22 protein-coding genes and 1 pseudogene are annotated in these 24,297 nt (G+C 52.0%); 5 read left to right on the top strand and 18 right to left on the bottom strand.

Annotated features, from left to right (window positions below; translation table 11 throughout):
* Positions 1–290 precede the first annotated feature (290 nt).
* Positions 291–1,544 carry an MFS transporter gene (locus BBD41_RS25975; protein WP_028407261.1) on the top strand — a complete coding sequence of 418 codons (1,254 nt, stop codon included), beginning with the start codon at positions 291–293 and terminating at the stop codon, positions 1,542–1,544.
* A gap of 140 nt (positions 1,545–1,684) precedes the next feature.
* Here the strand turns inward: BBD41_RS25975 and BBD41_RS25970 are convergent, their stop codons facing one another.
* Positions 1,685–3,448, bottom strand: coding sequence for a glycoside hydrolase family 35 protein (locus BBD41_RS25970; RefSeq protein ID WP_099479460.1), 1,764 nt, complete (start codon positions 3,446–3,448; stop codon positions 1,685–1,687).
* A 192-nt stretch (positions 3,449–3,640) separates the two neighbouring features.
* Here BBD41_RS25970 and BBD41_RS25965 point away from each other — a divergent pair, with 192 nt between their 5' ends.
* Both BBD41_RS25965 and BBD41_RS25960 read left to right on the top strand, forming a co-directional pair.
* Positions 3,641–4,555, top strand: coding sequence for an AraC family transcriptional regulator (locus BBD41_RS25965; RefSeq protein ID WP_099479458.1), 915 nt, complete (start codon positions 3,641–3,643; stop codon positions 4,553–4,555).
* A gap of 319 nt (positions 4,556–4,874) precedes the next feature.
* Positions 4,875–5,261, top strand: coding sequence for a DoxX family protein (locus BBD41_RS25960; RefSeq protein WP_099479456.1), 387 nt, complete (start codon positions 4,875–4,877; stop codon positions 5,259–5,261).
* 213 nt (positions 5,262–5,474) lie between these two features.
* On the opposite strand, the gene BBD41_RS25955 is transcribed toward BBD41_RS25960, so the two are convergent.
* From BBD41_RS25955 to BBD41_RS25930, 6 genes are all read right to left on the bottom strand, one after another.
* On the bottom strand, positions 5,475–6,710 hold the full coding sequence (locus tag BBD41_RS25955) for an MFS transporter (protein ID WP_099479454.1): 1,236 nt from the start codon (positions 6,708–6,710) through the stop codon (positions 5,475–5,477).
* Between the two features lie 184 nt (positions 6,711–6,894).
* Positions 6,895–7,170, bottom strand: coding sequence for a hypothetical protein (locus BBD41_RS25950; protein WP_099479452.1), 276 nt, complete (start codon positions 7,168–7,170; stop codon positions 6,895–6,897).
* A gap of 5 nt (positions 7,171–7,175) precedes the next feature.
* The gene (locus BBD41_RS25945) at positions 7,176–8,669 is read right to left on the bottom strand and encodes an alpha-N-arabinofuranosidase (protein ID WP_099479450.1); all 1,494 of its coding nucleotides are present in this window, start codon (positions 8,667–8,669) and stop codon (positions 7,176–7,178) included.
* 202 nt (positions 8,670–8,871) lie between these two features.
* Positions 8,872–9,618 (bottom strand): amino acid ABC transporter ATP-binding protein, encoded by a 747-nt coding sequence (locus tag BBD41_RS25940; protein ID WP_077566932.1) that lies wholly within the window; start codon positions 9,616–9,618, stop codon positions 8,872–8,874.
* Between the two features lie 14 nt (positions 9,619–9,632).
* Positions 9,633–10,292, bottom strand: coding sequence for an amino acid ABC transporter permease (locus BBD41_RS25935; RefSeq protein WP_077566933.1), 660 nt, complete (start codon positions 10,290–10,292; stop codon positions 9,633–9,635).
* 143 nt (positions 10,293–10,435) lie between these two features.
* Positions 10,436–11,203, bottom strand: coding sequence for an amino acid ABC transporter substrate-binding protein (locus tag BBD41_RS25930; protein ID WP_077566934.1), 768 nt, complete (start codon positions 11,201–11,203; stop codon positions 10,436–10,438).
* Between the two features lie 280 nt (positions 11,204–11,483).
* Here BBD41_RS25930 and BBD41_RS25925 point away from each other — a divergent pair, with 280 nt between their 5' ends.
* Positions 11,484–12,233: a hypothetical protein gene (locus BBD41_RS25925; RefSeq protein WP_099479448.1), complete on the top strand. Its 750-nt coding sequence runs from the start codon at positions 11,484–11,486 to the stop codon at positions 12,231–12,233.
* Between the two features lie 179 nt (positions 12,234–12,412).
* Here the strand turns inward: BBD41_RS25925 and BBD41_RS25920 are convergent, their stop codons facing one another.
* From BBD41_RS25920 to BBD41_RS25885, 9 genes and pseudogenes are all read right to left on the bottom strand, one after another.
* On the bottom strand, positions 12,413–12,928 hold the full coding sequence (locus BBD41_RS25920) for a hypothetical protein (protein ID WP_077566936.1): 516 nt from the start codon (positions 12,926–12,928) through the stop codon (positions 12,413–12,415).
* 281 nt (positions 12,929–13,209) lie between these two features.
* Entirely contained in the window at positions 13,210–14,139 is a 930-nt protein-coding gene (locus tag BBD41_RS25915; RefSeq protein ID WP_077566937.1) for a manganese-dependent inorganic pyrophosphatase, read from the bottom strand.
* Positions 14,140–14,264: 125 nt separating this feature from the next.
* On the bottom strand, positions 14,265–15,287 hold the full coding sequence (locus tag BBD41_RS25910; protein ID WP_099479446.1) for a UDP-N-acetylmuramate dehydrogenase: 1,023 nt from the start codon (positions 15,285–15,287) through the stop codon (positions 14,265–14,267).
* Between the two features lie 197 nt (positions 15,288–15,484).
* Positions 15,485–16,423, bottom strand: a pseudogene (gene rpoD, locus BBD41_RS25905) (RNA polymerase sigma factor RpoD); the annotation flags it as partial.
* A 293-nt stretch (positions 16,424–16,716) separates the two neighbouring features.
* Positions 16,717–18,096, bottom strand: a complete 1,380-nt coding sequence (nagZ, locus tag BBD41_RS25900; protein ID WP_099479444.1) for a beta-N-acetylhexosaminidase — start codon at positions 18,094–18,096, stop codon at positions 16,717–16,719.
* 74 nt (positions 18,097–18,170) lie between these two features.
* Positions 18,171–18,326: a hypothetical protein gene (locus BBD41_RS30070; RefSeq protein WP_167392995.1), complete on the bottom strand. Its 156-nt coding sequence runs from the start codon at positions 18,324–18,326 to the stop codon at positions 18,171–18,173.
* A 320-nt stretch (positions 18,327–18,646) separates the two neighbouring features.
* Entirely contained in the window at positions 18,647–19,489 is an 843-nt protein-coding gene (locus tag BBD41_RS25895) for a DegV family protein (protein ID WP_099479442.1), read from the bottom strand.
* A gap of 159 nt (positions 19,490–19,648) precedes the next feature.
* On the bottom strand, positions 19,649–20,011 hold the full coding sequence (locus tag BBD41_RS25890; protein ID WP_099479439.1) for a GIY-YIG nuclease family protein: 363 nt from the start codon (positions 20,009–20,011) through the stop codon (positions 19,649–19,651).
* A 137-nt stretch (positions 20,012–20,148) separates the two neighbouring features.
* Positions 20,149–20,904 carry a DUF2087 domain-containing protein gene (locus BBD41_RS25885; protein WP_077566942.1) on the bottom strand — a complete coding sequence of 252 codons (756 nt, stop codon included), beginning with the start codon at positions 20,902–20,904 and terminating at the stop codon, positions 20,149–20,151.
* Positions 20,905–21,297: 393 nt separating this feature from the next.
* Here BBD41_RS25885 and BBD41_RS25880 point away from each other — a divergent pair, with 393 nt between their 5' ends.
* Positions 21,298–22,638: an MFS transporter gene (locus BBD41_RS25880; protein ID WP_099479438.1), complete on the top strand. Its 1,341-nt coding sequence runs from the start codon at positions 21,298–21,300 to the stop codon at positions 22,636–22,638.
* On the opposite strand, the gene BBD41_RS25875 is transcribed toward BBD41_RS25880, so the two are convergent.
* The gene (locus BBD41_RS25875) at positions 22,628–23,305 is read right to left on the bottom strand and encodes a DUF4166 domain-containing protein (RefSeq protein ID WP_099479436.1); all 678 of its coding nucleotides are present in this window, start codon (positions 23,303–23,305) and stop codon (positions 22,628–22,630) included. The genes BBD41_RS25880 and BBD41_RS25875 overlap by 11 nt on opposite strands.
* Entirely contained in the window at positions 23,302–24,249 is a 948-nt protein-coding gene (locus tag BBD41_RS25870; RefSeq protein ID WP_099479434.1) for a DoxX-like family protein, read from the bottom strand. Before BBD41_RS25870 ends, BBD41_RS25875 begins: the two co-directional genes overlap by 4 nt.
* Between the last annotated feature and the right edge of the window lie 48 nt (positions 24,250–24,297).

Raw genomic sequence — 24,297 nt, 5'->3', positions numbered from 1 at the left:
ATTTTCTCATGGAGTTCATCTGATGTCAACAGATTCAGGATCTGTTTTCCTGATTTCTTTTGCTGCAGTTGTATATCCGGCTTGAGCATTATAAACTTTATGGGTTCTTTCTTTTTTAAGCTCGGCCGAATGCTTGTCCAAATGTTGTATAATGGACGGGCTGGACGCAGAACCCCAACTCAATATGAAAGAGAAAGCTTCACGATAACGATTATTATTGGGAAGATGTCGGGGTTAAGCCAATCATGCTATTTAGCTGACTTATGAACATAAAGGATAGGGGATTACAAATGAACACTCAACTGCAAACAACCGTAAGCAACCCGCAGAAAAAAAGCTACATTCTGCACTTGGCAACGATCTTCCTCGGCTTTATCATTTTTGGAATTTCGGAAAATATTAAAGGACCGGCCATTCCCCGGATTCAGCTGGATTTTCGGCTGGATGAAATGCAGATCGGCACCTTGCTGTCGCTCAATGCGCTCGGTTATTTGATCGCCTGCTCTTTTACGGCCATCCTGACCCGCAAGATCGGCATCAAATGGGTGAGCATGCTTGCCTTTGGTTCGATGGCGGTCTCAGGCATTTTCATCTTCCTGTCCCACAGCTACCCGATGTTCACCGCTTCGTACTTCCTGATGTACATCGGGAACGGGATGCTGGAGATTGGCCTCGCCATTCTGGCTGCAAGAATATTCGTCCGCAATACGGGAACGATGATGAACCTGTCGCATTTTTTCTATGGCATCAGCTCTACCGTCGCTCCGATGCTCGCCTCGGGATTGATGACCGTCACCGTTCTCGGCTACACCATTGATTGGCGGGGCATGTATTTGGCGATGCTGATGCTCTCCGTACTGCCGATGATCCCTGCGCTGATGAGCAAATTTCCTGGCGACGATCATCCTGAATCCGAGCGGACGCCTCTGAAGCAATTAATCAAGGATCGGGCGCTGTGGCTGATCGTCATCATCCTGTCCTTCGGCGTCGTATCGGAAATGGCCGTCGGCGGCTGGCTCGTAAATTTTCTTGAAAAATCGTACAACTGGGATCCGGCCGCGGCAGCCGGCATGCTGTCCGCGTTCTTCCTGTGCTTCTCAGCAGCACGCCTGCTGCTAGGACCGATTACGGACCGGATCGGATTCACCTTGTCGATTATCATCCTTTCGGGATTCACGGGCATATGCACCTTTATCGCCATTTTCGGCGGGGAATCCTATGCCTTCCTATTCGCGGCGGCCGGAATCGGCATCGCTCCGATCTATCCGACAGTCATGGCCCTGATTGCCAAGCGATACCCGAAGGAGAGCGATACGGCGATTACCTTCACGGTCACGATGATGGGCATCGGCAGCGTAATCGGCAACTACGCCATCGGAGCCATCACGAGCGGTTTCAAACAATTGTACGGCAGCGGAACCGAACTGGGGCTGCTGCGGGGTCTTCAGGCCGGTTACGGTTTTATCGGCTTATGCGCCCTGATATGCTCGCTGTTCGGCATTGTGCTGTACCGATACTTGAAGAACCGTAAGCAGCTGGTTTAAACAGGCTTTCACCGCCGAGTTATCGCCCATGCCGGGCGCACACAAGAAAAGAGGACGTCCACCAGGGGACATCCTCTTTTTTTTTCGATTGACCGTTTCATGGCATTACGCGTAAGCTCCTGCTGCCATTTCCGCTCGTATTAGCCCAAATCCGGCTTGTCGACCAGTTCGATGCTTGCCTTATCCGTGTGATGCAGCTCGAATACGATGATTTCATTGCTTCCCTTCTTCAGCAGCGGACCGGGCAGATAAAGCGTCGCTTGAGGTCCCTGCTCCCAGTATCGCCCAAGATTGAACCCGTTGATCCAGACGACGCCCTTCACCCAGCCGTCCAGTCGAACGAACGTGTCCATCCGATCTTCCACATGGAATTCTCCCTTATAAAATGCCGGACGGTCCTTCCGCCCTGCATTAGGCGCCGACAACGGCCCGAACGGCACTGCCCCCAGATGATCCATCGGCAAGCAGGAAATGCTCCAATCGTACAGAAACTGGTTATTCATCCGCACGCCTTCGGTAATCCCTTTGTAATCCTTCAAGCGGGGACCATAATTGACGCGCCCCATGTTCTCCACAACGATGTCCAGCTTGGCGCCTGCTGCTGGAATGTCCAAAGGAATAGGCGCATTATTCCAGCGTTCCACGGTCCCCTGGTATACGCCATCGAGAAACACCTGGGCTCGGTCATGCACTTCTTGCAGATGCAGGGATTCGCCTTGCCGCGGACCGGAAATTTTTGTGGAGTATACGATAAAACCGTAGTTATGACCAAGCAGCTCCATCGGCACCGGTGTTCGGTGCTTCTCGCTGGAGGCCAATACCGGCAAATTCTCGAGCAGATCGGCATAGAAAGTCATGCTGACCGTCCCGTATGCCTTCTTCCGCACCGGCTCAGGCAGCGCCGGCAAATCCCCGAGCTCCACACCTTGGTGCTTCGCAATCACCTGCCGGACCGCCTCATACTTCGGTGTAACATCGCCGCACTCCGATAGAGGCGCATCATAATCGTAGCTCGTGATGGTCGGCTCGTATCTGTCATGATAATTCGCGCCATTGTAAAATCCGAAATTCGTCCCGCCATGGAACATATAAAAGTTAACGGATGCTCCAAGGGCCAGCATTTCGGCAAATACCGCCGCTGCGTCCTCCGAATCGCGCGTATGGTGCGGCTTCATCCAATGATCGAACCAGCCGTTCCAATATTCCATGCACATGAGCGGATCTTCGGACCGATACTCCCGCAGCTTGGCGAACGCTTCGGCCGGCCTGGATCCGAAATTGACGGTGGCCGTTACACCGGGAACCGTGCCGCCCTGCAGCATGCCGTCTGTCGGACCGTCCGAAGTAAACAGCAGCACATCCACGCCCCTGCTGATCAATGCCTCCTGAAGATACTGCAGGTATGCCGTATCATTGCCATAGCTGCCGTATTCATTCTCGATTTGGACCGCGATGATCGGCCCGCCGTTCGAGGACAACAGCGGCACCAGACGCGGAATCAACTCGTCATAATATGCATCGACCTTTTTCAGGAACTTCGGATCCAGGCAGCGAAGCTGCATATGCGGATCCTGCAGCAGCCACCCCGGCAGTCCGCCAAATTCCCACTCTGCGCAAATGTAAGGACTCGGTCTGACGATGACCTGCAGCCCCAGCTTCCCCGCGAGCGTGACGAAGGCTTCGATATCCGCCATCCCGGAGAAATTGAACCTTCCTTCATCCGGCTCATGCCAATTCCAAGGTATGTAAGTCTCGACCGTATTCAAGCCGCATGCTTTCAGCTTCAGCAGCCGATCCTCCCAATGTTCAGGCACAACGCGGAAATAATGAATGGCACCCGATAAGATTTGAATCGCTTCCTCACCAAGAACAAACTGCTTGTTAACCGCTTTCAATTGTGTCATGGAAACATCCCCTCCGTTTTCCGATACATGATTCTACATACGTATCATCCATGAAAAGAACGGCTCACTCAATCTCCAAATGGAGCATCTTCTATACCATTTGTGCCAAATCCCCGCCTCGGTCCGCCGCTCCATATGATAAGATAGATTACACGATACGCTGATTTATACGATAAAGGAGTCCCGGAGCCCATGGATATCAAATTTTGCTTCCCTAATATGATCAACACCTTGCAGGTTACAGGCTGCCATTTCGACCACCAGCAGCCGGGATGGCACTATCCGAGGCATCATCACCATCTGTTCGAGCTTCTCTATTGCATGGAGGGCGAGGTTGAACAGGAAATTCACCGGGACCGCTTCACGCTGCGTGAAGGCGAGTGGCTGCTGATCAAATCGGGGGTGCGTCATCAATCCTCGAACCGTTCGGGCAGGACGTACGGTTATTTCAATGTACATTTTGATCTGGACGATACCGATATCCGGAGCAGATTGTCCGCAGCGCCGTTCCGGCATATTCCAAGATCCGTGGGAGAACGGACCAAGCTCGGCGAATATGTAAAAAAGCTGGAAGGAATTATCCCGCAGAGCCAGAATATAAACGAAGACGCCTCCGACCAGGCCGGTCAGCTCCGGTACGAGCTTTCGTTCGAAGAGAGGCTGCTTCTGCAATCCTACACCCTGCTGATCATACATGAGGTGCTTATGCTTCTAAATTCCCCGGTGCTGGGTCCTGCGCTTCCTTCCCAAGCCCCTTCATCGGCGGCTCCTCGCCCAGCATCAGCGATGACGGCCGATGTAGCACATGCCATCGAAGAGAAGCTGCTGTCGGGATTATCCGGGGATGCTTCGGTCAGCCGCGTTGCTCGGGAGCTTAATCTAAGCCGCAGCCAGTGCAGCAAGCAGTTCACCAAGATTTATGGCATGTCTCCAAGACAGTATGTCAGCAGACAGAAGCTCAACCTGGCCAAGGAGCTGCTGGTGACGACTAACCTGCCGGTCTATGCCATTGCCGACAAGCTTGGTTTCCGTTCAGCAAGCCATTTCTCGAGACAGTTTCGCCGCTGGACCGGACAATCGCCGACCGATTATAAGCCCCGTGCCTAACATTGACGCTGCCCCCGTATTATCCGGAAGATCGGCAGAGCGGTACCGTCCCTTCATAACGCTTCCCGGGCAGTGCGGCTATCCGTTATTAGGATGCGTCCTCCAAATCAAGCAAGCCAGAAACTCCGTATTTAGAGACAATGCCGCTAAACATGATTTACGCGAGTGATTTTTAGTTAGTTACTTGACAATGAATAGATGAGTCTGTATGATACAACTTATTGTTATTTCTATACGAAAAGTTAGCTAATAACATTACTAGGATCTGTTGTCTTCATTGTCACGATTAATATCTGAAAAAAGGAGTGAACGACTCAAAATGAAAAGCTATGCTTCTGCAGGCACTTTGATCATAAGGGTAATCCTGGGCATTATCTTCCTGGCCCATGGGCTGGATAAATTCGGGAGCGGCATCGGCAATATCGAGGGCTTCTTCGAAAGCCTCGGCATTCCGGCATTCATGGCTTCGGTTGTCGCCATAATCGAAATCGTCGGAGGAATCGCCTTGATTCTGGGCTTTGCCACCCGCATCGCTTCCGTTATTCTCGGAATCGTGCTGATTGTTGCCATCGTGCAGGCCAAGCTCGGGATGGGATTCCTGAACGGCTATGAGCTCGACGTTGCGCTTCTGGCCATGGCGGCCCATCTTGCGCTCAGCGGCAGCAGCCTGCTATCCGTCGATTCATTATTTACCAAGAAGCGCTAGGTGTAAGCCGGCGTTACAACCGAGCAGCCAACGGCCGATCCCGATGAACGGCAGCGAGCGTTCCAAGCATACTCCGGCCATCGTGCCCCTCATGATAGGAAATCAACATTAAGAAAGCTGCACCGGCATTCCGGCTTGTCCGGATATCAGGTGCAGCTTTCTTGTTCATGATACTGGATTATCCCAGCGCCAAAATAAACTTCAATCTTCTTTCTAAGCCGTTCTCCCGCTTGGGTCCACCACTTGTGCAGACTTCTTTTGCATACTTACGATGACGAAGGACAGCCCCGCCGAAACCGCAATACAAGCGGCACCGATGATATAGACCATCCGAATGCCGAGCGTATCCGCAATCAGGCCGATGACGGCGATGGAAATGCTCGTAATCGTTGATAACAGGATGCCGCGCGATGCGTATACCTTCGGCAGCATGGATGGCTCGATGCTCGTCTGAAAAGCGGTCTGCTGAGCAACGTCCCTCAGCTGATAGGCCGGTCCCATTCCGATACACAGCAGGAGCGCAACAATAGGGATGCTGTTCAGTCCGTACCACAGCGTCAGCAGGCTGAACACGGCGGAGCCTGCAGCCATACAAGCGATCAAATGCTTCTGGATAAATGATGAGAAGAGAACCGTCAGCAGACCGCCAAGGATCGCGCCCGCATAATAGCTTGCATTAATAAAGCCCCACCACGCTTCTCCTTGATTGAGTACTTCCTTCACGTAAACCAAAGTAATGGCACCGACCCAAATCGTTCCGGCCACGCCTTCAATCATATCCATGATTGTTACGATGCGAAGCGTCGGGATGCGCCATAAATACGACCACCCCTCAAGAATCGCCTTGCGATTCGGCTTCGCACGCCGGGGGCCTGAATCGTCACCTGGCATTGCCCGTGTGACCAGCAGCAGGCTGATCACCGACACCCAGATCAGGATGGCCGTCAAGATTAATGTCGGTTGATGCCCAATCTGAATCACCAGAAAGCCTGTAAAGGTGTAGCCTGCGATCTGCAGAGACTGCTCTGTCACCGAGAGAGAGCTGTTCGCCTTGACGAGCCGGTCTTGCGGCACGATTCGCGGCACGATCGACTGCAGAAGCGGAGTCCCCCAGCCGTGAGCGCAGGCGATCAGCAGGATCATGATGCACAGCAGATAAACATGCGGAGCGATGTATGAAAAAAACACCACAAGCGCGGTAACGAGCAGCGCTTTTACAAGCTGCAGCCAGGTGAGAAGCTTGGCAAACGGGTACCTTTCCATAAGAAGCGGCACCGTGAATCCCGCCGCGAATTTGGCTGCTGCATTGAGCAGCGGGAACAGCGCGGCGATGAATGCAGAGCCCGATTCCTGGTACATATACGTCGTGATCGCCATGATGTACACGACATCAGCCAGTGATGTGCCGGAATGAGCCGTCCAGTAACAGGCGAAAATTCCTCTATTCATGGTTCATTGCAGCCTCCGATCCGAATCCGATCCAAATCCTTACGTCCCGTTATATATTCCAAAATCATATCATCGGCCTTCAGAATTTGTAAACCTCGGGTCCCTTGTAACGAGGAAATCTTCCATTAAAAAAGCCTGCTTCCCGTGTTCAATACACGGGAAGCAGGCTAATGTACCGGAAGCGTCAAGATACGGCCTCAATCGACCATCGGTCTTCGCCGGGATATGGACAACGCTTCTCCTTCAGCTTTGCCGTGATCTGCACGATACAGCCGCATACCAGGCATGTAGTGCCGCCTTGCAGCTTCGGACATGACATGCAGGCATCCAGGCGAGTTAAATACTCGCTGTCGGAGACGCAGCGGTCCGAACGGAACATCGGGGAAGCCAGCACACGCTCGATCTGTTTGCTGTCGACGACATAATCGTCGCGGCAGCCCTTGCATCGGTTATCCACCATGCGGATTACCCCGCCGTGATTTCGAAGACGGTCACCGACATCGGAGCCAGCTTCGCGTGAAGGACGCCCTCCTCCACTTCATAGGCGCTGAAGGTCGACGGCGTAAGCGCGTCCGGTGCCTCGAAGGTGTTATGGGCATCCAGCGAATCTGCGGCCAGCTGCTCAGCCTTGATTTTGAAGATCGGTCCGCCAAGACCGCGGAGCGCAACGGACACATCTGCCTGCGAATCATGGCTTACATTACACAGGCTGACATGGATTTTCCCTTCGGCATCCTTGGATGCAGAGACGGAGACTTGCGGAATCTTTTCGCCGTCCATTTCATATTCGGAGCCGCTGATGTGGGCATCCAGACGTTCTGCGTCTTGATGCACCTTATACATATTGAACACATGGTAAGTCGGCGTCAGCAGCATTTTCTCTCCTTCCGTCAAGATGACGGACTGAAGCACGTTGACGATCTGGGCGATATTCGCCATGACGACACGGTCATTATGCTCATGGAAGATGTTCAGCGTCAAGCCGGCAACGAGAGCGTCCCGAATCGTGTTTTGCTGATACAGGAAGCCGGGATTCGTTCCAGGCTCCACATCATACCAGGTTCCCCATTCATCGACGATCAAACCGATCCGCTTGTTCGGATCGTATTGATCCATAATCGCGGAATGTCTCGTAATCAACTCATCCATATGAAGCGCCTTTTTCAAGGTCGTAAACCATTCCTGCTCCGTAAATCCGGTCGCTGGGCCCTTGCCTGTCCAGAATTCGCCCGGAATCGTGTAATAATGGAGGCTGATCGCATCCATGAACGGATGGGCTTCCCTCATGACCGTCTCCATCCAGCGGTAATCGTCCACGTTCGGGCCACATGCGATTTTGTACACCTTATTCTCGCCGTAATTCCGGACATAGGTTTGATACTGGCGATACAGGTCCGCATAATATTCCGGACGCATATTGCCGCCGCATCCCCAGTTCTCGTTGCCCACGCCGAAATACTTCAGCTTCCAAGGCTTCTCCCGGCCGTTCTCCTTACGCCATTCAGCCATCGGAGACACTCCGTCGAACGTCATATACTCGACCCATTCCGACATTTCCTGAACCGTGCCGCTTCCGACGTTGCCCGATATGTATGGTTCGCATTCCAGCAGCTCGCAGAGCCGCATAAACTCATGGGTGCCGAAATGATTATTCTCGACCACGCCGCCCCAGTGCGTATTGATCATCCGCTTGCGGTTCTCCCGCGGTCCGATGCCGTCCTTCCAATGATATTCATCCGCGAAGCAGCCGCCCGGCCAACGCAGCACCGGAATCTTGAGCTTCTTCAGCGCTTCCAGCACATCATTTCGAATTCCTTCGGTGTTCGGGATATTCGAGTCCTCGCCAACCCAGATCCCTTCATAAATGCAGCGTCCCAAATGCTCGGAGAAATGCCCGTAAATATTGCGGTTAATCGTTCCATGCGACACATCGGCGTTAATCGTAATAACATGACTCATTGGTTACTCGCTCCTCCCTGTACTTTTATAAATATTTATATGAATCAATTCATATTTCTTTAAAACAATGATATCGGTCATTTCTCCATTCGTCAACCCGGAAATTAAACGCTTTCACCAAAAATACATTTTTTCTTCGTAAAAATAGACCTGCTCCACAGCAGGACGACGTGGTCCTGTACGTGCAGCAGGTCTATTGGGCTTAACGCATCGCCCGGTTAAGAAACTCCCGGGTCCGATCGGTTTTTGGATGGTAAAATATTTGCTCCGGCGTTCCGGATTCGATCACTTGTCCATGATCCATAAATAGAATACGGTCCGCTACATCCCGTGCAAACCCCATTTCATGGGTGACGATGATCATCGTCATATTCTCTCTGGCGAGCTGCTTGATTACTTCAAGCACTTCGCCCGTCAGTTCGGGATCGAGCGCCGACGTCGGCTCGTCGAACAGCAGGATGTCAGGATTCATCATAAGCGCCCTCGCAATGGCGACACGCTGCTTCTGCCCCCCGGACAGGTTCGCCGGGTAGACTCCAGCTTTATCCGCGAGGCCGACCTTCTGAAGGAGCGCTGTGCCCCTTCTATTTACTTCATCCTTCGATTCCTTCTTGACGTATTTCGGGGCGAGCGCCAAATTCTCCTGAACGGTGAGATGCGGAAACAAATTAAAGTGCTGGAACACCATCCCCATGCGGGATGTGATCGTCTTGATTTGTTTTGGAGCGGAATATGCGCCGTCCTTCACCAAGTATTGGTCCTGGACCTTGATCGATCCGCCGTTGATTTCTTCCAGATGGACAAGGCTCCGAAGCATTGTACTCTTGCCCGAGCCGGAGGGGCCGATTACGGCCACGACTTCGTTCCGTTGGATATCGAAGCTGACGTCTTTCAGCACGTCCAGCGGTCCGAATGATTTCTTCATGTGGGATACTTCAATAATCGCCATAGCAGCCATTCCTTCTATTGAAATTTAAATCGTCGTTCGAGGTATTTGAACAGCAGCGTAAGTACGAGCGTCATCAGCAAATAAATGATGCCTGCAATCACAAACGGCATGATCGTAAAATCGCGGTTGACGGCTGTATGCGCGAAATGAAGCAGCTCCGGTACCGCCACCGCATACAGCAGCGCGGTGTCTTTAATCAGCGTAATGGATTCGTTGGATACGGCCGGCAGGGCCACGCGGAACATTTGCGGCAGGATGACTCTGACCATCGTCTGCCATCTGCTAAGGCCGAGCACCTGAGCGGCCTCATACTGCCCCTTATCGATGGACAGCAGGCCGCCTCTGAAGATTTCGGCAAAATAGGCGGCATAATTCAGCACGAAGGCCAAGCATGCCGCAACAAAACGATCAAAAACGAGATACTCCCCGATGACCGGCAGCACAGGCAGACCGAAGCAGATGAACAGCATCTGCAGCAGCAGCGGCGTGCCCCGCATGACGTAAATATAAACTCCCGCAAACCAGGCGAGCGGCTTCACCGAACTTCTTGCCATTAACGTTAAGGCAAAGCCGAGCGGGATCGATGCAATGATGGCGATGAAGAACAGCAGAATCGTTGTCTGTGCGCCCTCCAGCATCGGCTTGCCGATCTGAATGATATAATCCAAATTCATGTTGATCACTATACTCCCGTTATGAAAACTCATATTCAGAGTTTTTCATTAATGTCGTCAACAAAACCGGAGCCTTTGGTTAAAGTCCGGTTTCTTGATCATAAGCTATGAAATGACTGCGTACATACTCTAGTTTCTGCGAATTACTTCAGTACCTTGTCTTCGCCAAACCATTTTTCCGATATGGACGCTGCGGTTCCATCCGCATTCAGCTCATCCAAAGCCTTCTGCAGCTTGTTCAGCAGCTCTTCATTGCCCTTTTTCACACCGATGCCATATTGTTCGGGCGCCAAAGATTCGTCCAAAATCTTGAAGGTCCCCTCTTCTTTGGACATATAATATTTCATGACAACTTCGTCAATCACGACGGCATCTACCCGGCCATTCTTCAAATCGCTTAAGGCAAGCACATTGTCCGGGAATTCGGAAATGTTCTTTACCTGGCTATGGATAGCATTCGCACTGAGCGCATCGGCTGCGGAAGAAAGCGACTGCAGGCCAATATTCTTGCCGGCCAGGTCACTGATGGTACTGATATCCGAGCCCTCAAGCACAACGACTACCTGGCTGTTCTCAAGGTATGGCTTCGTAAACAGCACCTTCTCCTTGCGCTCATCCGTAATCGTGTAACCATTCCAGATCAGGTCGATCCGTCCGCTGCTAAGCTCCGATTCCTTCGCTTTCCAGTCGATCGGCTGGAACTTTACCTCCATCCCCATCTTCTCTGCAGCGGCACGCGCATAATCAATATCGAAGCCGACGATTTCGTTGTTCTCGTCCCGGAAGCCCATCGGAGCAAATTTGTCATCGATGCCAATCACCAGCTCATTCGAGCTGCCGCCGGAGCTTGAACAGCCGATCACGGTCATTAGGATAACCAATCCTGCCAATAATGACGCCAATTTTTTCATGTATAAATCCCCCTTGTGACATATCATGCAGCCATATTCAGGATATCGGTGATCCGTGCAATATGAAAATCTCTGCTTTTTGCTTTAGTGCGTTATCAGGACACCATAATACCATATTAGCAGAAAAGAGTCGATAGGTTCACAGAAGCTTCATGATCATCGCCGAAATATGAAATTTATGTATTTTCATCCTAATTTAAGGTTATTTTAATGATGGACTCAGCAAAACCGGAAACAATGACGAACGTTACACCAAACATCCAGAAAGGCGGTAACCTATATGAACCGAAAGCATGTGCATATCACCAGAAGACTTGTCTTGATGACGATCGCCATCGTCATGGGGCTCGCCTATCTGCCTGGCTTGGCATGGGCGCAGGAGCCTGCAGGCAATGAGAATCAGGCGCCTTCGCCTTCCCGCCCTGCCGCGCACGACGGCCATGGCCAGCATAAACCCGGCCGCATGTTCAAAGCCATTGCCGAGTACCTCAAGCTAGAGCCGGAGGTTCTGCGGGATAAGCTCAAGACCTCCTCGCTCGCGGAAATTGCCAAAGAGCAAGGGGTATCCAGAGAGGATATGAAAGCGAAGCTCGTCGAGATGTTGAAGGAGAAAGCAGCTGCACATCCGAAGCAGCTCGGTAAGTCCATTGATTACTCCGCAGCTGCCGACAGGCTGCTCGATGCCAAAGGCGGGTGGAAGAAGCAGCGGGTGCATCTTCGCCAAGGAAGAATGATTGCCGCCGAGCATGAGCTTGCCCAAATGCTGAAGCTGACCGATGACCAATTGAAGGAGTCCCTCCAGTCCGGCAAAACCCTTGCACAGCTGGCGAAGGAGCAAGGAGTAGCCGTGCAGTCCGTGATCGATCAGCAGGTTCAGGCATTTACAAAGCGTCTTGACCGAAAACTGTCGGAAGGGAAAATTTCCAAGGAAGAATATTCGGAGCACAAGGCGAAGCTGCCGCAGTTCGTCAGCGATGTCGTAAACGGAAAGCTGGCGCCGTCCGCACATCCAGGCCGCAAAGACTCTTAGTCCATACTGGCGATCCGAGTCAAAAACAAATAAAGTGACATAAGAAAGCGCCGCTATGTATTTAGCGGCACTTTCTTTGTACATGACTCCATCAAGGAGCTTGTTGATTTTCCTTGAAATTGCACTAAACGACGTGAGAGATGATTATTCTTGAGCCTTCTTGGGCCCTCAGGGCCCAATTACGGCACATATTGCTGGATGATCTTCACAACCTCGCCGTCTTCCACCGTGATGTGGAACGGGAACCATTTCATATCCACAATATCATCTTTTCGATAAATGTCGGTGAACTTGTCAAGGCTGACCTGCTGATTCCAAATGATCTGTGCATCCTCATACCGTCCGGTATGATCATACAGCTGCAGCAGAACTTCTGCATCCGCCGCCACCGGCAAGGAAATGCGTTCTTCCGTATCATTCACAATATAGTAACCGTCAGGGGCCTCGGTCATTTCCGGATCTTGCTCCCTTTCACGGAATATTGCGTTTGCTTCTTCGCCTTCGTACCATTCAATCGGATCGATTTCCAGATAAACCTGTCCGTCTTTCACCTCAAGCGCATTGATATAGGCAGCCTCCTGATTCGAAGCTTTCGGAACCGGCTCATAATTGTTGCTCGAGGCTACGCCAACCGAATGGACCATGAACAAACCAAGCAGCATCAACGCTCCCAATCTCCAAGCCGTTTTCTTCATACTTCTCATCGCTCCCTCAACATTACTAAGTGTGAAAGATCGTTTTCTCACCGTATATTACCCGAATTTTGTGAGATTGAAACAATCCTCTATGTATGATTCATAATATGATTATACGGAGCATCGCGCCAAAAAGGATGTCAAAGCGATGTAATTTCATTACAAAATTTCAATCTTCGCCATAACGGACTGGTGGATGCATGCATCGCCCCGCTGTCCGCAACAAAAAAAGCCCGTCCGCCGAACCATTCTTCGGCAAGGACAGGCCCTGATCATCAAGATTATTGAGTAAATGCTTCGGTAAGCACAGGAACGATTTGCGATTTGCGGGATACCACGCCTTTCAGCAGTGCTTTATTGTCCGAAAGCGTCACATTGTAGGCTCTTTCCACCGCCTTGGCATCTTTGCCAAGCGCAAGGGCGATCGAATCGTTATTCAGAATGTCTGTGACAACGAATACGAACAGATCCAGGTTTTTCTCCGCGATAATGCCTTGAATCGCTTCTTCCAGCTCCGCTTGACGGGACAGAACGTCGTTCGTGTCAACCGCATTCACCTGGGCGATTTCAACCTTCGCAGCCCCCATGTTAAATTCCTTCGCGTCAAGGGAAATAAGCTGTTCGATCGTTTTGTCGCTCAGATCAGCACCGGCCTTCAGCATTTCGAGTCCGTAGCTTTCCGCATCGACGCCTGCAATCTCTGCGAGCTCCCGGGCAGCCGCAACGTCTTCTTCCGTGCAGGTTGGAGATTTGAACAGCAGCGAATCGGAGATAATGGCGGACAGCATCAGACCTGCGATTTCCTTACGAACAGCAACACCCTTCTCCTTGTAGATCTTGTTCAGGATCGTAGCGGTGCAGCCGACAGGCTCAGCACGGTAGTACAACGGCTGGCTTGTCTCAAAATTCGCAATCCGATGATGGTCGATAACTTCAACCACCCGAACCTGGTCGATGTCGCTGGCGCTTTGCTGGCGTTCATTATGGTCGACAAGAATAACGTCCTGCGCTTCATTGGCAACAGTCTCTACAAGACGCGGTGCTTCGACGTTGAAATATTTCAACGCATAAGCGGTTTCACCGTTCACTTCACCGAGACGTACCGGTTCTGCGTCGAGTCCGAGCTGGTTCTTCAAATCGGCATAAGCGATTGCCGAGCAAATCGTATCCGTATCCGGATTTTTGTGTCCAAAGATTAATGTTTTAGCCATTAGGTTATTCCCCTTTCACATCCTAGATTAACCGTTTAAATCCATAAACAGATGTCACCTATCTGATTATAGCGTTAAATGCTCCTTATTCCAATGACTTTACAGAGAATTTTTGAATGCCCCTTCTATACCAAGACAATCTCAGGCTCCGGAATAAAACCGAACTGTTGATGAATCGCCTCTGTAATGACGTTCATCAGATATAATATATCCGTCGCTTTGGCATGATTCTGATTCAGGATCATATTGCCATGATGCGGGGAAATGATTGCTCCGCCGTATTCCGTCCCCTTTAAATTCAGCTGATCCACCAAGGAGCCGATGGCAACTCCATAATCATAGTTATTTTTAAATACGGAGCCGCAGGAAGGGTAATCGAAATGCTTTTTACTTGTCCGGTACTTGATAATGTCGAGCATCGACTGCGGGGTCGGTATGCCTCTTCCCGCTAGCGCATGAACCTCGCCAAGGAAGAAGGAGAAGAACGACGGCAAGGAGGATGGATGGCTTCCTCTTATCTTCCATTCCTGCAAGAGCAGCGCGGTAGAGCTGATCTGCTCCTCGGAGCTGACCGGCGTGTTCAGATCTGCCCCGATAATTATCCATGGGTGGTGCTGGAATATCGACTGTTTGTAAGCGAACTGGCAGTCTGAAGCCGGGATAGACCGGACGCTGAGCGCCGGATCCATCGTATCGATATAATAGACGGTATCAAGAATATCGCATACTTGACTGGCATTATATTTAGCGTTCATATAGATGCCTGCCCCGACACAGCCCGGCAGCAGGAACGTAAAGTCCAGCGAATCTCCCCCGCCGATCAAGCCCATAAGCGACAAGAGCGACATCGGCGTTCCCGACGCCACAAACCATTTGTCATTCTTGACCGTAAGCTCGACAAGCCGCTTCAAGGAAATATACACCATGTCCGGGTTCGGTTCGTCCGGAAACAGGATATTGGAGCCCATGCCGAATATATACCAAGGCATGCCGAGCCGCTTGCAATCCTGCAGCAGCTCCGCAAGATCGGCAGAAGTCTCCGGCATAGCCAAATAGTTAGCCAAGCCGCCGACTCCGTAAGTTGAAAAATCGGATAACGCAACATGGCGCTTGCACAATCGATCCATTGCAGATGTATGTAAAGTCATCTTAGACACTCCCTATCGTTTCACTTTCACACAGCGGATAATCGCCTGCCTGTGGGGATGCTACATAATTATGATGCAACTCGTCGGTTGGTGTCAATCGAAAGGGACACATGCATGAGTCCATAAAAAAACCCTTGACTGCAGCGCGCGCACCGCAATCAAGGGGTGTTGATCCACTTCGTGAACGAAAGAAACGGTTACTCCAGAAAATCCTTGAGCCGCTTGCTGCGGCTCGGATGACGCAGCTTACGGAGCGCCTTCGCTTCAATCTGTCGAATCCGCTCGCGCGTAACGCCAAATACCTGGCCAACCTCTTCGAGCGTCCGAGTCCGCCCGTCCTCAAGCCCGAAGCGCAGCCGAAGCACGTTCTCTTCACGATCCGTCAAGGTATCGAGGACTTCCTCTAGCTGCTCCTTAAGCAGCTCGAATGCAGCTGCGTCAGCTGGAGCCAACGCATCCTGGTCCTCGATGAAATCCCCCAGGTTCGAATCGCTCTCCTCGCCAACCGGCGTCTCCAGCGATACGGGCTCCTGTGAAACTTTAAGGATTTCCCGGACCTTCTCCGGCGTAATATCCATCTCCTTGGCAATTTCCTCCGGCGTCGGTTCCCGCCCAAGCTCTTGCAGAAGCTGTCTGGAAACGCGGACGAGCTTATTGATCGTCTCTACCATGTGAACCGGAATTCGAATCGTTCTTGCCTGATCGGCAATCGAGCGGGTAATCGCCTGCCGGATCCACCATGTCGCATAGGTGCTGAACTTGAAGCCTTTGGAGTAATCAAACTTCTCCACCGCTTTGATCAATCCCATATTGCCTTCCTGTATCAGATCAAGGAACTGCATGCCCCGACCTGCATAACGTCTGGCAATGCTGACGACTAGACGAAGATTGGCTTCCGCCAGACGTCGCTTCGCATCCTCATCGCCTTCCTCGATACGCTTGGACAGCTCCACTTCCTCATCGGCTGAGAGGAGGGGAACACGGCCGATTTCCTTCAGGTACATGCGAACCGGATCGCTAATCTTGATGCCTGGCGGAAGGGAGAGGTCATCATGAACTGCAAAATCCTCCGCGGGAGAATTAGCCGCTTTTTCCGCATCCACTACCTCACGATCCAATGCAAAATCCGCACTCTGACGGTTCTCCATTCTATGCCCCCCTGTTGACAATCCTATAATTTTGTGCTAATCTATCATTAGGTCATTATGACATCTACCTAATAATTATTTATCCTTCATTCTAGCATATTACGCCTATTTTTTCAACTTCTAATATATTCTATCTCCAACACGGCAATCTCTTCGGAAGAGATTGCTTTTTTTCATATCATGAATGGCCGGAGAATCCGGAGGGGCATTCTTACGGGAAGGATCCCGGGAATGCCTCTTGTAGTATATGTTCTCCGATGTTCTTCAAGTACATATGGATGCTACTTGATCTCCTTCAGCACTGCCCTTGTATCCTCGTTTAAGCGTTCGATGTCCGGTATGTCCGCCGGCTCGTCCTTCAAATGGTATCGCTGCTTTAGCGCCAGGGTTGCCAGCACGCGTTCATCCAGCACCTCCCCGGAAATCACCCCTGAATTCACGGCCTCCGTGATGGCTTGAATAACAGCCTCCTCCAGGGCATAATCGTGCCCGATCATAACGATATTGGTTCCGGCCAGGATCGATTGAACCGCAGCCTCGCCAGCATCGATATTCTTCGTAATGGCGCCCATCGTCATGTCGTCCGTGATGACGACACCATCAAAACCCAGCTCCTGTCTTAACAGATCCGTGATGACCGCCTTGGAATAGGAGGACGGCGTGTTCTCATCAATTGCCGTCATGAGCAGGTGCCCGACCATCACGACGTCAGCGCCTTCCTCGATCGCTTTGCGGAACGGAGCAATCTCCAGCTCCTGCAGCCGCTTGATATCATGCGTTACGACGGGGAGCCCAAGATGGGAATCGACAGAGGTATCGCCATGGCCCGGGAAGTGCTTTACGACCGGCACGACGCCCGCTTCCTGAATCCCTTTCATGGAAGCAATGCCCTGCCTGCTCACCTCTTCTGCCGTCTCACCGAAGGATCGGTCTCCGATCACCGGGTTGTCCGGATTGCTGTTCACATCGAGCACAGGCGCGTAGACCATGTTTATACCGATCGAGTTCACTTTCTGCCCGATAAGCTCGCCGACCTGCCGGGTAACGTCGGGGTCATTACCGCTTCCCACCTTTCCGCTTGACGGCAGCTTGACATAATCCTCCGGAAAGCGGGTGACCCGCCCTCCTTCCTCATCAATGCTCAGCCATAGAGGCACCGGATTAGACGCATTCGCCTTTTTCAGCTCGTTAAGCAGCGATACGGCCTGGCTGGTGCTTTCGATATTATCCTTAAAGAAAATAAACCCGCCGACGTGGTAGGCATCCAGCATCTTTCGGGCAACGTCGTCCATGCGCGTCCCCTCGATCCCGACCATGACAAGCTGGCCAATCTTCTCTTTGTCTGTCATTTCGGAGAGCTGTGCCGCTGCGGCAGCCAATGCTGGATCTGCTTCCCCGCTTTCCTTGGACGGATCCCCTGTCTCTTCATGATCCGAACCATCCGTGTTACTTGCGGCTCCGCCCTGCTCCTGATGTTCAGCAGGCGGCTTGGCATCGCCTTCCTGCTGCTGCGACTGCTGTCCATTCCCGGATGGCGAATCCGCCGATCCGCTTCCCGGCATATTGGTTCCTGCTCCGCCTTGACAAGCCGTCAGCATCAAGAGCATGACCAGAAGGATCGCCCATATCCCTGCTTGCTTATGTTTCAATAACTGCTTCATCTTCTTAGAGCCACCACCCTTTTATAAACCTTGCTACGTAATTATTCGGCTCCGAAACTTCAAATTCCTTTTTCCTAACTGATCAGGTTCAGCTGCCTGGCCTGCTCCTCCGTCAAGATGAATTGTTCCGTGTCGGCGATTTTGTCGTCCTCATTTAGACCGAACATCAGCATAACGTCATCCCATATTTTCCGTTCCATCGCTTCGGCCTGCGTAATGATAATCTTCACAATGGGTCACTCCCTTCCTGAATCATTCCTTGGACATCTTCCTCAAGCCAGCTCACACCTGACCTATTTACATATACAACCTGATACACGGATTCGAATCTCTTGGCCCTCCAAAGCCATTACCCACCCTAGTATGAATGCATCCTCGCGTACGGATTCGAACCGCTGACAGCTTCCTGCAGGCGGTATCGCTCTTTCCATATCAGAGGAGATCCGCCGTATGCGCACTTTCGCATGAACAGCAGCAACAGCCGCTGGGAGCGAAGCAGAAAAGAGCCTGCAGTTAACTTCTGCAGGCTCTACTAATAATATAACAATAATTACGCTGGATAATGCCGAATCCAGGACATCGCGATCGTTCCTTCGCCGGCATGAACGCCGACGACCGGAATGAACGTCATGACTTCGGTCTTCACGCTCGGATGCGCGCCGCTGATTTCCTTCCGCAGCTCTTCTGCTTCCGCCTCGTTATTTGCATGCATAATGCACACCTTTTTAATCATTTGGATCTCATGCTTCAATGTCTCCAGCATTCGCTGTCTGGCCTTCTTGAACGTGCGAATCTTCTCCTCGACGATCACTTTGCCCTCTTCGAATCGAAGCAAAAGATGAATCCGGAGCAGATTGCTCAGAAGCAGCTGCGTCCCCGATACTCTGCCGCTGCTGTGCAGCCGGTGCAGACTGGCTGGAATCAGGTAGAAGGACATATTATGGACCATGCCCTGGATCTTCTCCTTGATCATCTGCACGGTATCGCCCTGCTTATGCCACTCAATGCCGGATCGTATCATTTCACGGAGCGGGAAAGCCCCGGCTCTCGAATCTATTCCTACCACGGGTACCTCAGCGATCTCGGCAGCCTGCATCGACGAATGCAGTGTCCCGCTCAGCTCGGAGGAGCAGTGGATTGCAATGACGTCATCATATCGTCCCTTCAGGGATTCGTACAGCTCGATGAATTCCCCGATCGGAGGCTGGGAGCTGCTGACTTTGGGTTCATCCTTCATTTTCTCGTAAAAGGCTTCAGCCGTCACATCAATGCCTTCCCGATACGTTTCTTGTCCAAGAATCAATCGCAAGGGCACAATATAGATATGATGGTCCCGGGCGAACGCAGGATCGATCGTGCTTGTGCTGTCGGTAACCCATGCTATGGATCTCATTATGTTGTTCACGTCTCGCTTTCGTATTTATGAAATAGTTATGGAAGCGATTTAAGCCGCTGAACCCATCATATCTCACCATAGCTGCGCATGCAAATGGAAGGAATATCATCTCTGTAAGCTCGGTTTTGCAAGATCTGCGAGGAAAGTCCCCTGTTCCTATCCGTTATTTTTTGGCGGCGGGTTATATCCTTTATCACCAAACGGCTCAAGCTTCCGTATCCAATGCTCCTCCCGCTTATTCACCGCGTCCTTCATATCGAAAAAGACACCCGGCTTAGGCTCAATCTGCTCCAAAATTTCAAATTCAAACGCATCCTCGCCGAATTCGTTCCACTCCTGCTGCAGCGTTTTATTATAGCTGGTTCCCATCTGCAGTTCAAAGCGCTTGCCGTTTATCGTTTTCAAGTTCGGCGTACCCGCGACAAACACTTTCCCGTTCACCTTGTTCCGGATTTGATAGACTCCGGCGATGATCTTGATTTCCTTGTACATCTGCGTCAATTCCGCTCTACGGTTCACAGTTACCTTGCCTCCTCTTGTATTCCTGCACTGCCTCTAACAACCTGCTTCTTCAGTTCCCGATGCGGTATCCGGTACCGTCGATACAAGCTGCTCGGCGCTTCATTGATACTGTTTATTGCCATCTACGTGAACAGTTAAGTCATCAGCCAATATTCACTGCCGTCATCCTTGCGGTCGATAAAGCCGTATTCCACCAGATAACGGCGGATCGTAACATAATCGGGATTATCGCGCCCGATCAAATCATTAACCTCGTTCTCGGTGTATACCCTGCCGGGCTCAAAGCGCGTCGCGATTTCCCGGAGCACGACATACTTCTGCTTCTCCCTAAGCTTGAAAGTCTTCAGCGGGCCTTGAGTCCCGCTGGGAAACACCTTTGCCAGAATCGCCTGCCGTTCCTCCTCCGTTACGTTATAGCGGTCATCGACCATTCGGGCTTGCTTCGGAATTTCCACAATGGCCGGCGCATGATTATCCTTTTCTTTAAGGAGCTCCATCATGGTCAGCAGCACCTTCGACTGGCGTTCCTTCTCCTTCAACGCGAATCGGTGGTTGCGGATCGTGGACGCGCTGCCGATCCCCATCTCCTGCTGCACTTCTTTATCGCTCTTCCCTTGATAGAACAGCTGCAGCAGCCGGTTTTGATGCTCTGTCAGCCCGGTCAATTTCTTATCCAGGCCCGACAAATATTGAAATACCGAGCCGTGCTCACGCTGAATATGAACCGTCATATACCGTTCAGCCTCATATAGCTTGTCATGGTCGGGGTATATGATCCCCTTCTCGATTGCTTTGCCGCATAGCAGGCACAAGAAGCCTGCCTTTTCCTCAACATAGCCCCGTTTCAATTCATCGATCGAAGCATTCCAAAATCGTTCCGTATGATCCAATACTAACACCACTTTTCATATATTGAGCTACTGACAATCACATATTGATTATATAGACATTTTGTTATTTTGTCTATGTATATGTAAAACCTCGTGAAATCAGCGTGGCTGTCAAAGCTGTGGATATTCGAGCGATCCGAGCCGGCAACGGAACCAAGCCATTTCTTCGGATTTGTTTACCTTCTCCCGTGCCTTCACACGGTATTTCGGAATAACCCCGAGCGGCGCGTTATGGAGTTTTGGCTCAGACTCCCTTCAGAAGAGCTGGGAGCCGCCCACTTTTCCCATAATATGGTCGACCTTTTCGGGTTCTCCTGGAATCTTTTCTTCCTCCCATGAAGCGAACCTGCTAAAATATAGAGGTTGCTGCTGTCAATATTAGGGGGTATCATCATGGGAATTATACAACGGTCAGCAAATGAGCTGCGAACCTGGCCGCGTAATATTAAGCTCTTTTTCCTTTCCAATGTCCTGTACCAGTTCGGTACAGGCATGTTCAGCGTGCTCTACAATCTGTACATACAAAGCCTCGGCTATAATGATTCCATGAACGGTACCGTCGTAAGCGTTCAATCCCTGGCTACCGCACTGTTGTTTATCCCGATCGGGCTGATCGGAGACCGCACCAGCCGCAAACGGATCCTGGTGCTCGGCGCGCTGCTCAGCGGAGCAGGATTGATCGCCCGTTCCCTGTTTGAAAGCGAATTCAGCTTAATGGCTCTGGCGGTTTACACCGGATTGTTCGCTTCATTCTTCCAGGTGCTCGCCATTCCTTTTCTGGCGGAAAACACGCCCAAGCAGGCGCGCATGCGCATCTTCAGCATTCATGCCTCCCTCGTGCTTGCTTCCCAGGTGCTTGGCAGCATGGGAGGGGGATTTCTGGCCGATGCCCTGCAGGCGCTCGGCATGAACAAAGTCGGCAGCTTGAAGTTCGCACTGCTCATCGGGGGCATCGCCACCTTCGCTGCCTTCGTTCCGCTGCTCTTTACAACCGACAAGCGGGAATCTCTCGAACCGCAGGAACCGCAGCCTGTCCATCCCGACCAGGAAACGGTACCGAAGCAGCAGCCGTCCTTCACGAAAGACAAGCCTTCGCTGCAGCCTGCAGCAGCTGGTGCCGGCAAGAAAGCACAACGCGATGACTATAAAGTCATCGGCCAATTCGCCTTGGCACAGCTGTTGATCGGGCTGGGCTCGGGCCTCGTCGTGCCGTATCTGAATCTGTATTTTACGAACCGGTTCTCGGTATCGCTCTCGGCGGTCGGCATTCTGATCTCCCTTGGACAAGTGATGACGATTGTATCCATGCTGATCGGGCCTACGCTGGTTAACCGGGTCGGCGCCGTTCGGGCCGTCGTGTATTTCCAGGTCATGTCCCTGCCTTTCCTGGTGCTGACCGGCTTTACCAACATCCTGATCGTGGCGTCCATCGGATTCCTGTTCCGTCAGGCACTGATGAACGCGGCCAACCCGATCCAATCCTCCATTCTGATCGACCGGGTGCCGGACGACAAACGTGGAATCGCAAACTCCGTGACCCAGACGGCATTCATGATGGGCTGGGCAACGATGGGCCCGGTGCAGTCCGCTTTGGTTACCACCTACGGCAGCTATTGGGGATATGCGATCACCTTCTGCATTACGGGCACGCTTTACGTTTTCTCGTCGTTATTGTACTACCGCATGTTCCGGGAGCCTAAGAGCAAGAAGGCGGCCGAGGCCGCTACACTCTAGCTTCTTCGCGCAGCGGCTTGACATGCGAAGGAATACCGCTGTCCCGCGTCGATAGGAATCGGGCCTGGAAGCTTCCGCGATAGCGGAAGACAGGCCCGAACAGCGGGTTGAGCACATCCACCCGAATCCGGTAGGTTTGATGCCGGTCATCATACCATTCGCACACATCGGCCGTTCCCGTGAGTCCCGCCGGAAAGCGAAACCCAAGCCACCCCTCGTAAAACCGCTGCTCCCCGGAGCGAATGTTTATTCCGCCGTTGCCGCCCGCCGACACCTCAAGGTCTACCGCTAAATGCTGCTTGTTCCCCAGATAATCCACGATGCCGTTCCGCTCATGGCTGTAAATCATCGTCGCGTCAAATCTTCGAATGCCGGACGGAAAATGAAAGCTTCTGCACCAGGTCACCGTCTCTCGTCCGTAACGATCCAAATAGGCGTAGTTCTCAATCCGGAAAGGGATATGGAGTCCACGTTCCGGGAACATAATGTGACGCACCGTCCCGATCTGGAGCGGGAGCTTTGCCCAGCGCGCATACCAAATTTCATCCATGGTCCCTTCGCCGATCGAAGCGACCTTGTCCTTGCTGCCGAACCCGAACCTCTCCTGGATTTTGGGATGAAGCTTCCGAAATTCCGGGCCCAGCGCCTGCTCATAAATGGATGTCATGCCCTCTCCTCCTTCTGCCGGGCTTTACTTGTCCTTCGAGCGACCGGCTCCCGCAAGCATCGGGATGCACTCGGCAGATCCGTCGAAGACCAGGAGGCAAGCAGACATAGAACCAGCATCGTACCGCTTAGAAGCAGCGGATTGAACGGCGCTTTAAGCAAGGCAGGATCGGGGATGAGCGCTCCCAGCATCAATGCAGCCAGCAGGACGGACTGGAGCCTGTACCACCACCGGCTCTTATGAAAGGTAAGACTGATCAAGCCCACCAATATTTCAAAACCGCCCAGCATACCAAGGACAGCACGTTCCTGACCGCTCCACCAGCCGAGATGCTGCAGCATCTCCAGCTCCCCGCCCTCCGGGAACAGCAGCTTCGGCACCAATCCCTCGTAGATCCACAGCATGGCCAGCGTCAATACGCTGCATGCATGAATCCACGTTTGCCGGATCGAAACGGCAGGCGGAATGCTTCTCTCCAGCCACAGCCGCAGCACGTCAAAGCTCCAGGCCGTAGCCGTCCCGAACAGCGGACGAAACACCAGCCGGTCAAACCAGGCGCCGATTAACCCGAATCGTGTTTTGTAATCATATTGGGTCGAGAAGGTTATGACGCCACTCCCTCCATCCCGGTACCGCCAGTAACCGCTGCCTTCGCGGATCAAAGATATGTTCTGATCCGAGCCAAAACGCAGCACCGACATCCGTTCCCCGTCGTCCCGCCGCGAAACCGCATGGGTTACCCCTATTCCGGTGATCGTAAGACCGAATCCGATTCGGGTCTTATATAGAAACCGCTGAAGCTCGGAATCACCTTTGGGCAAGTAATGGATGCTTGAGAACCGCAGGTCCCACTGCTGATGCAGCTCCGGTTGCTGCGTATGCTTCCACAGCGTATCCGGATCTGACTCGATATCAATTTCTACATAGATCGGCTTCCTCTTCATGCTCTAATTCCTCCATACCAGCAATTTTACCGGTGTAACGGTACTTTT

It is taken from the genome of Paenibacillus ihbetae, from assembly GCF_002741055.1.
Taxonomy (GTDB): domain Bacteria; phylum Bacillota; class Bacilli; order Paenibacillales; family Paenibacillaceae; genus Paenibacillus_AQ; species Paenibacillus_AQ ihbetae.
The sequence above is the reverse complement of the archived record's forward strand: the minus strand, read 5'-3'. Positions and strand labels throughout refer to the sequence as shown.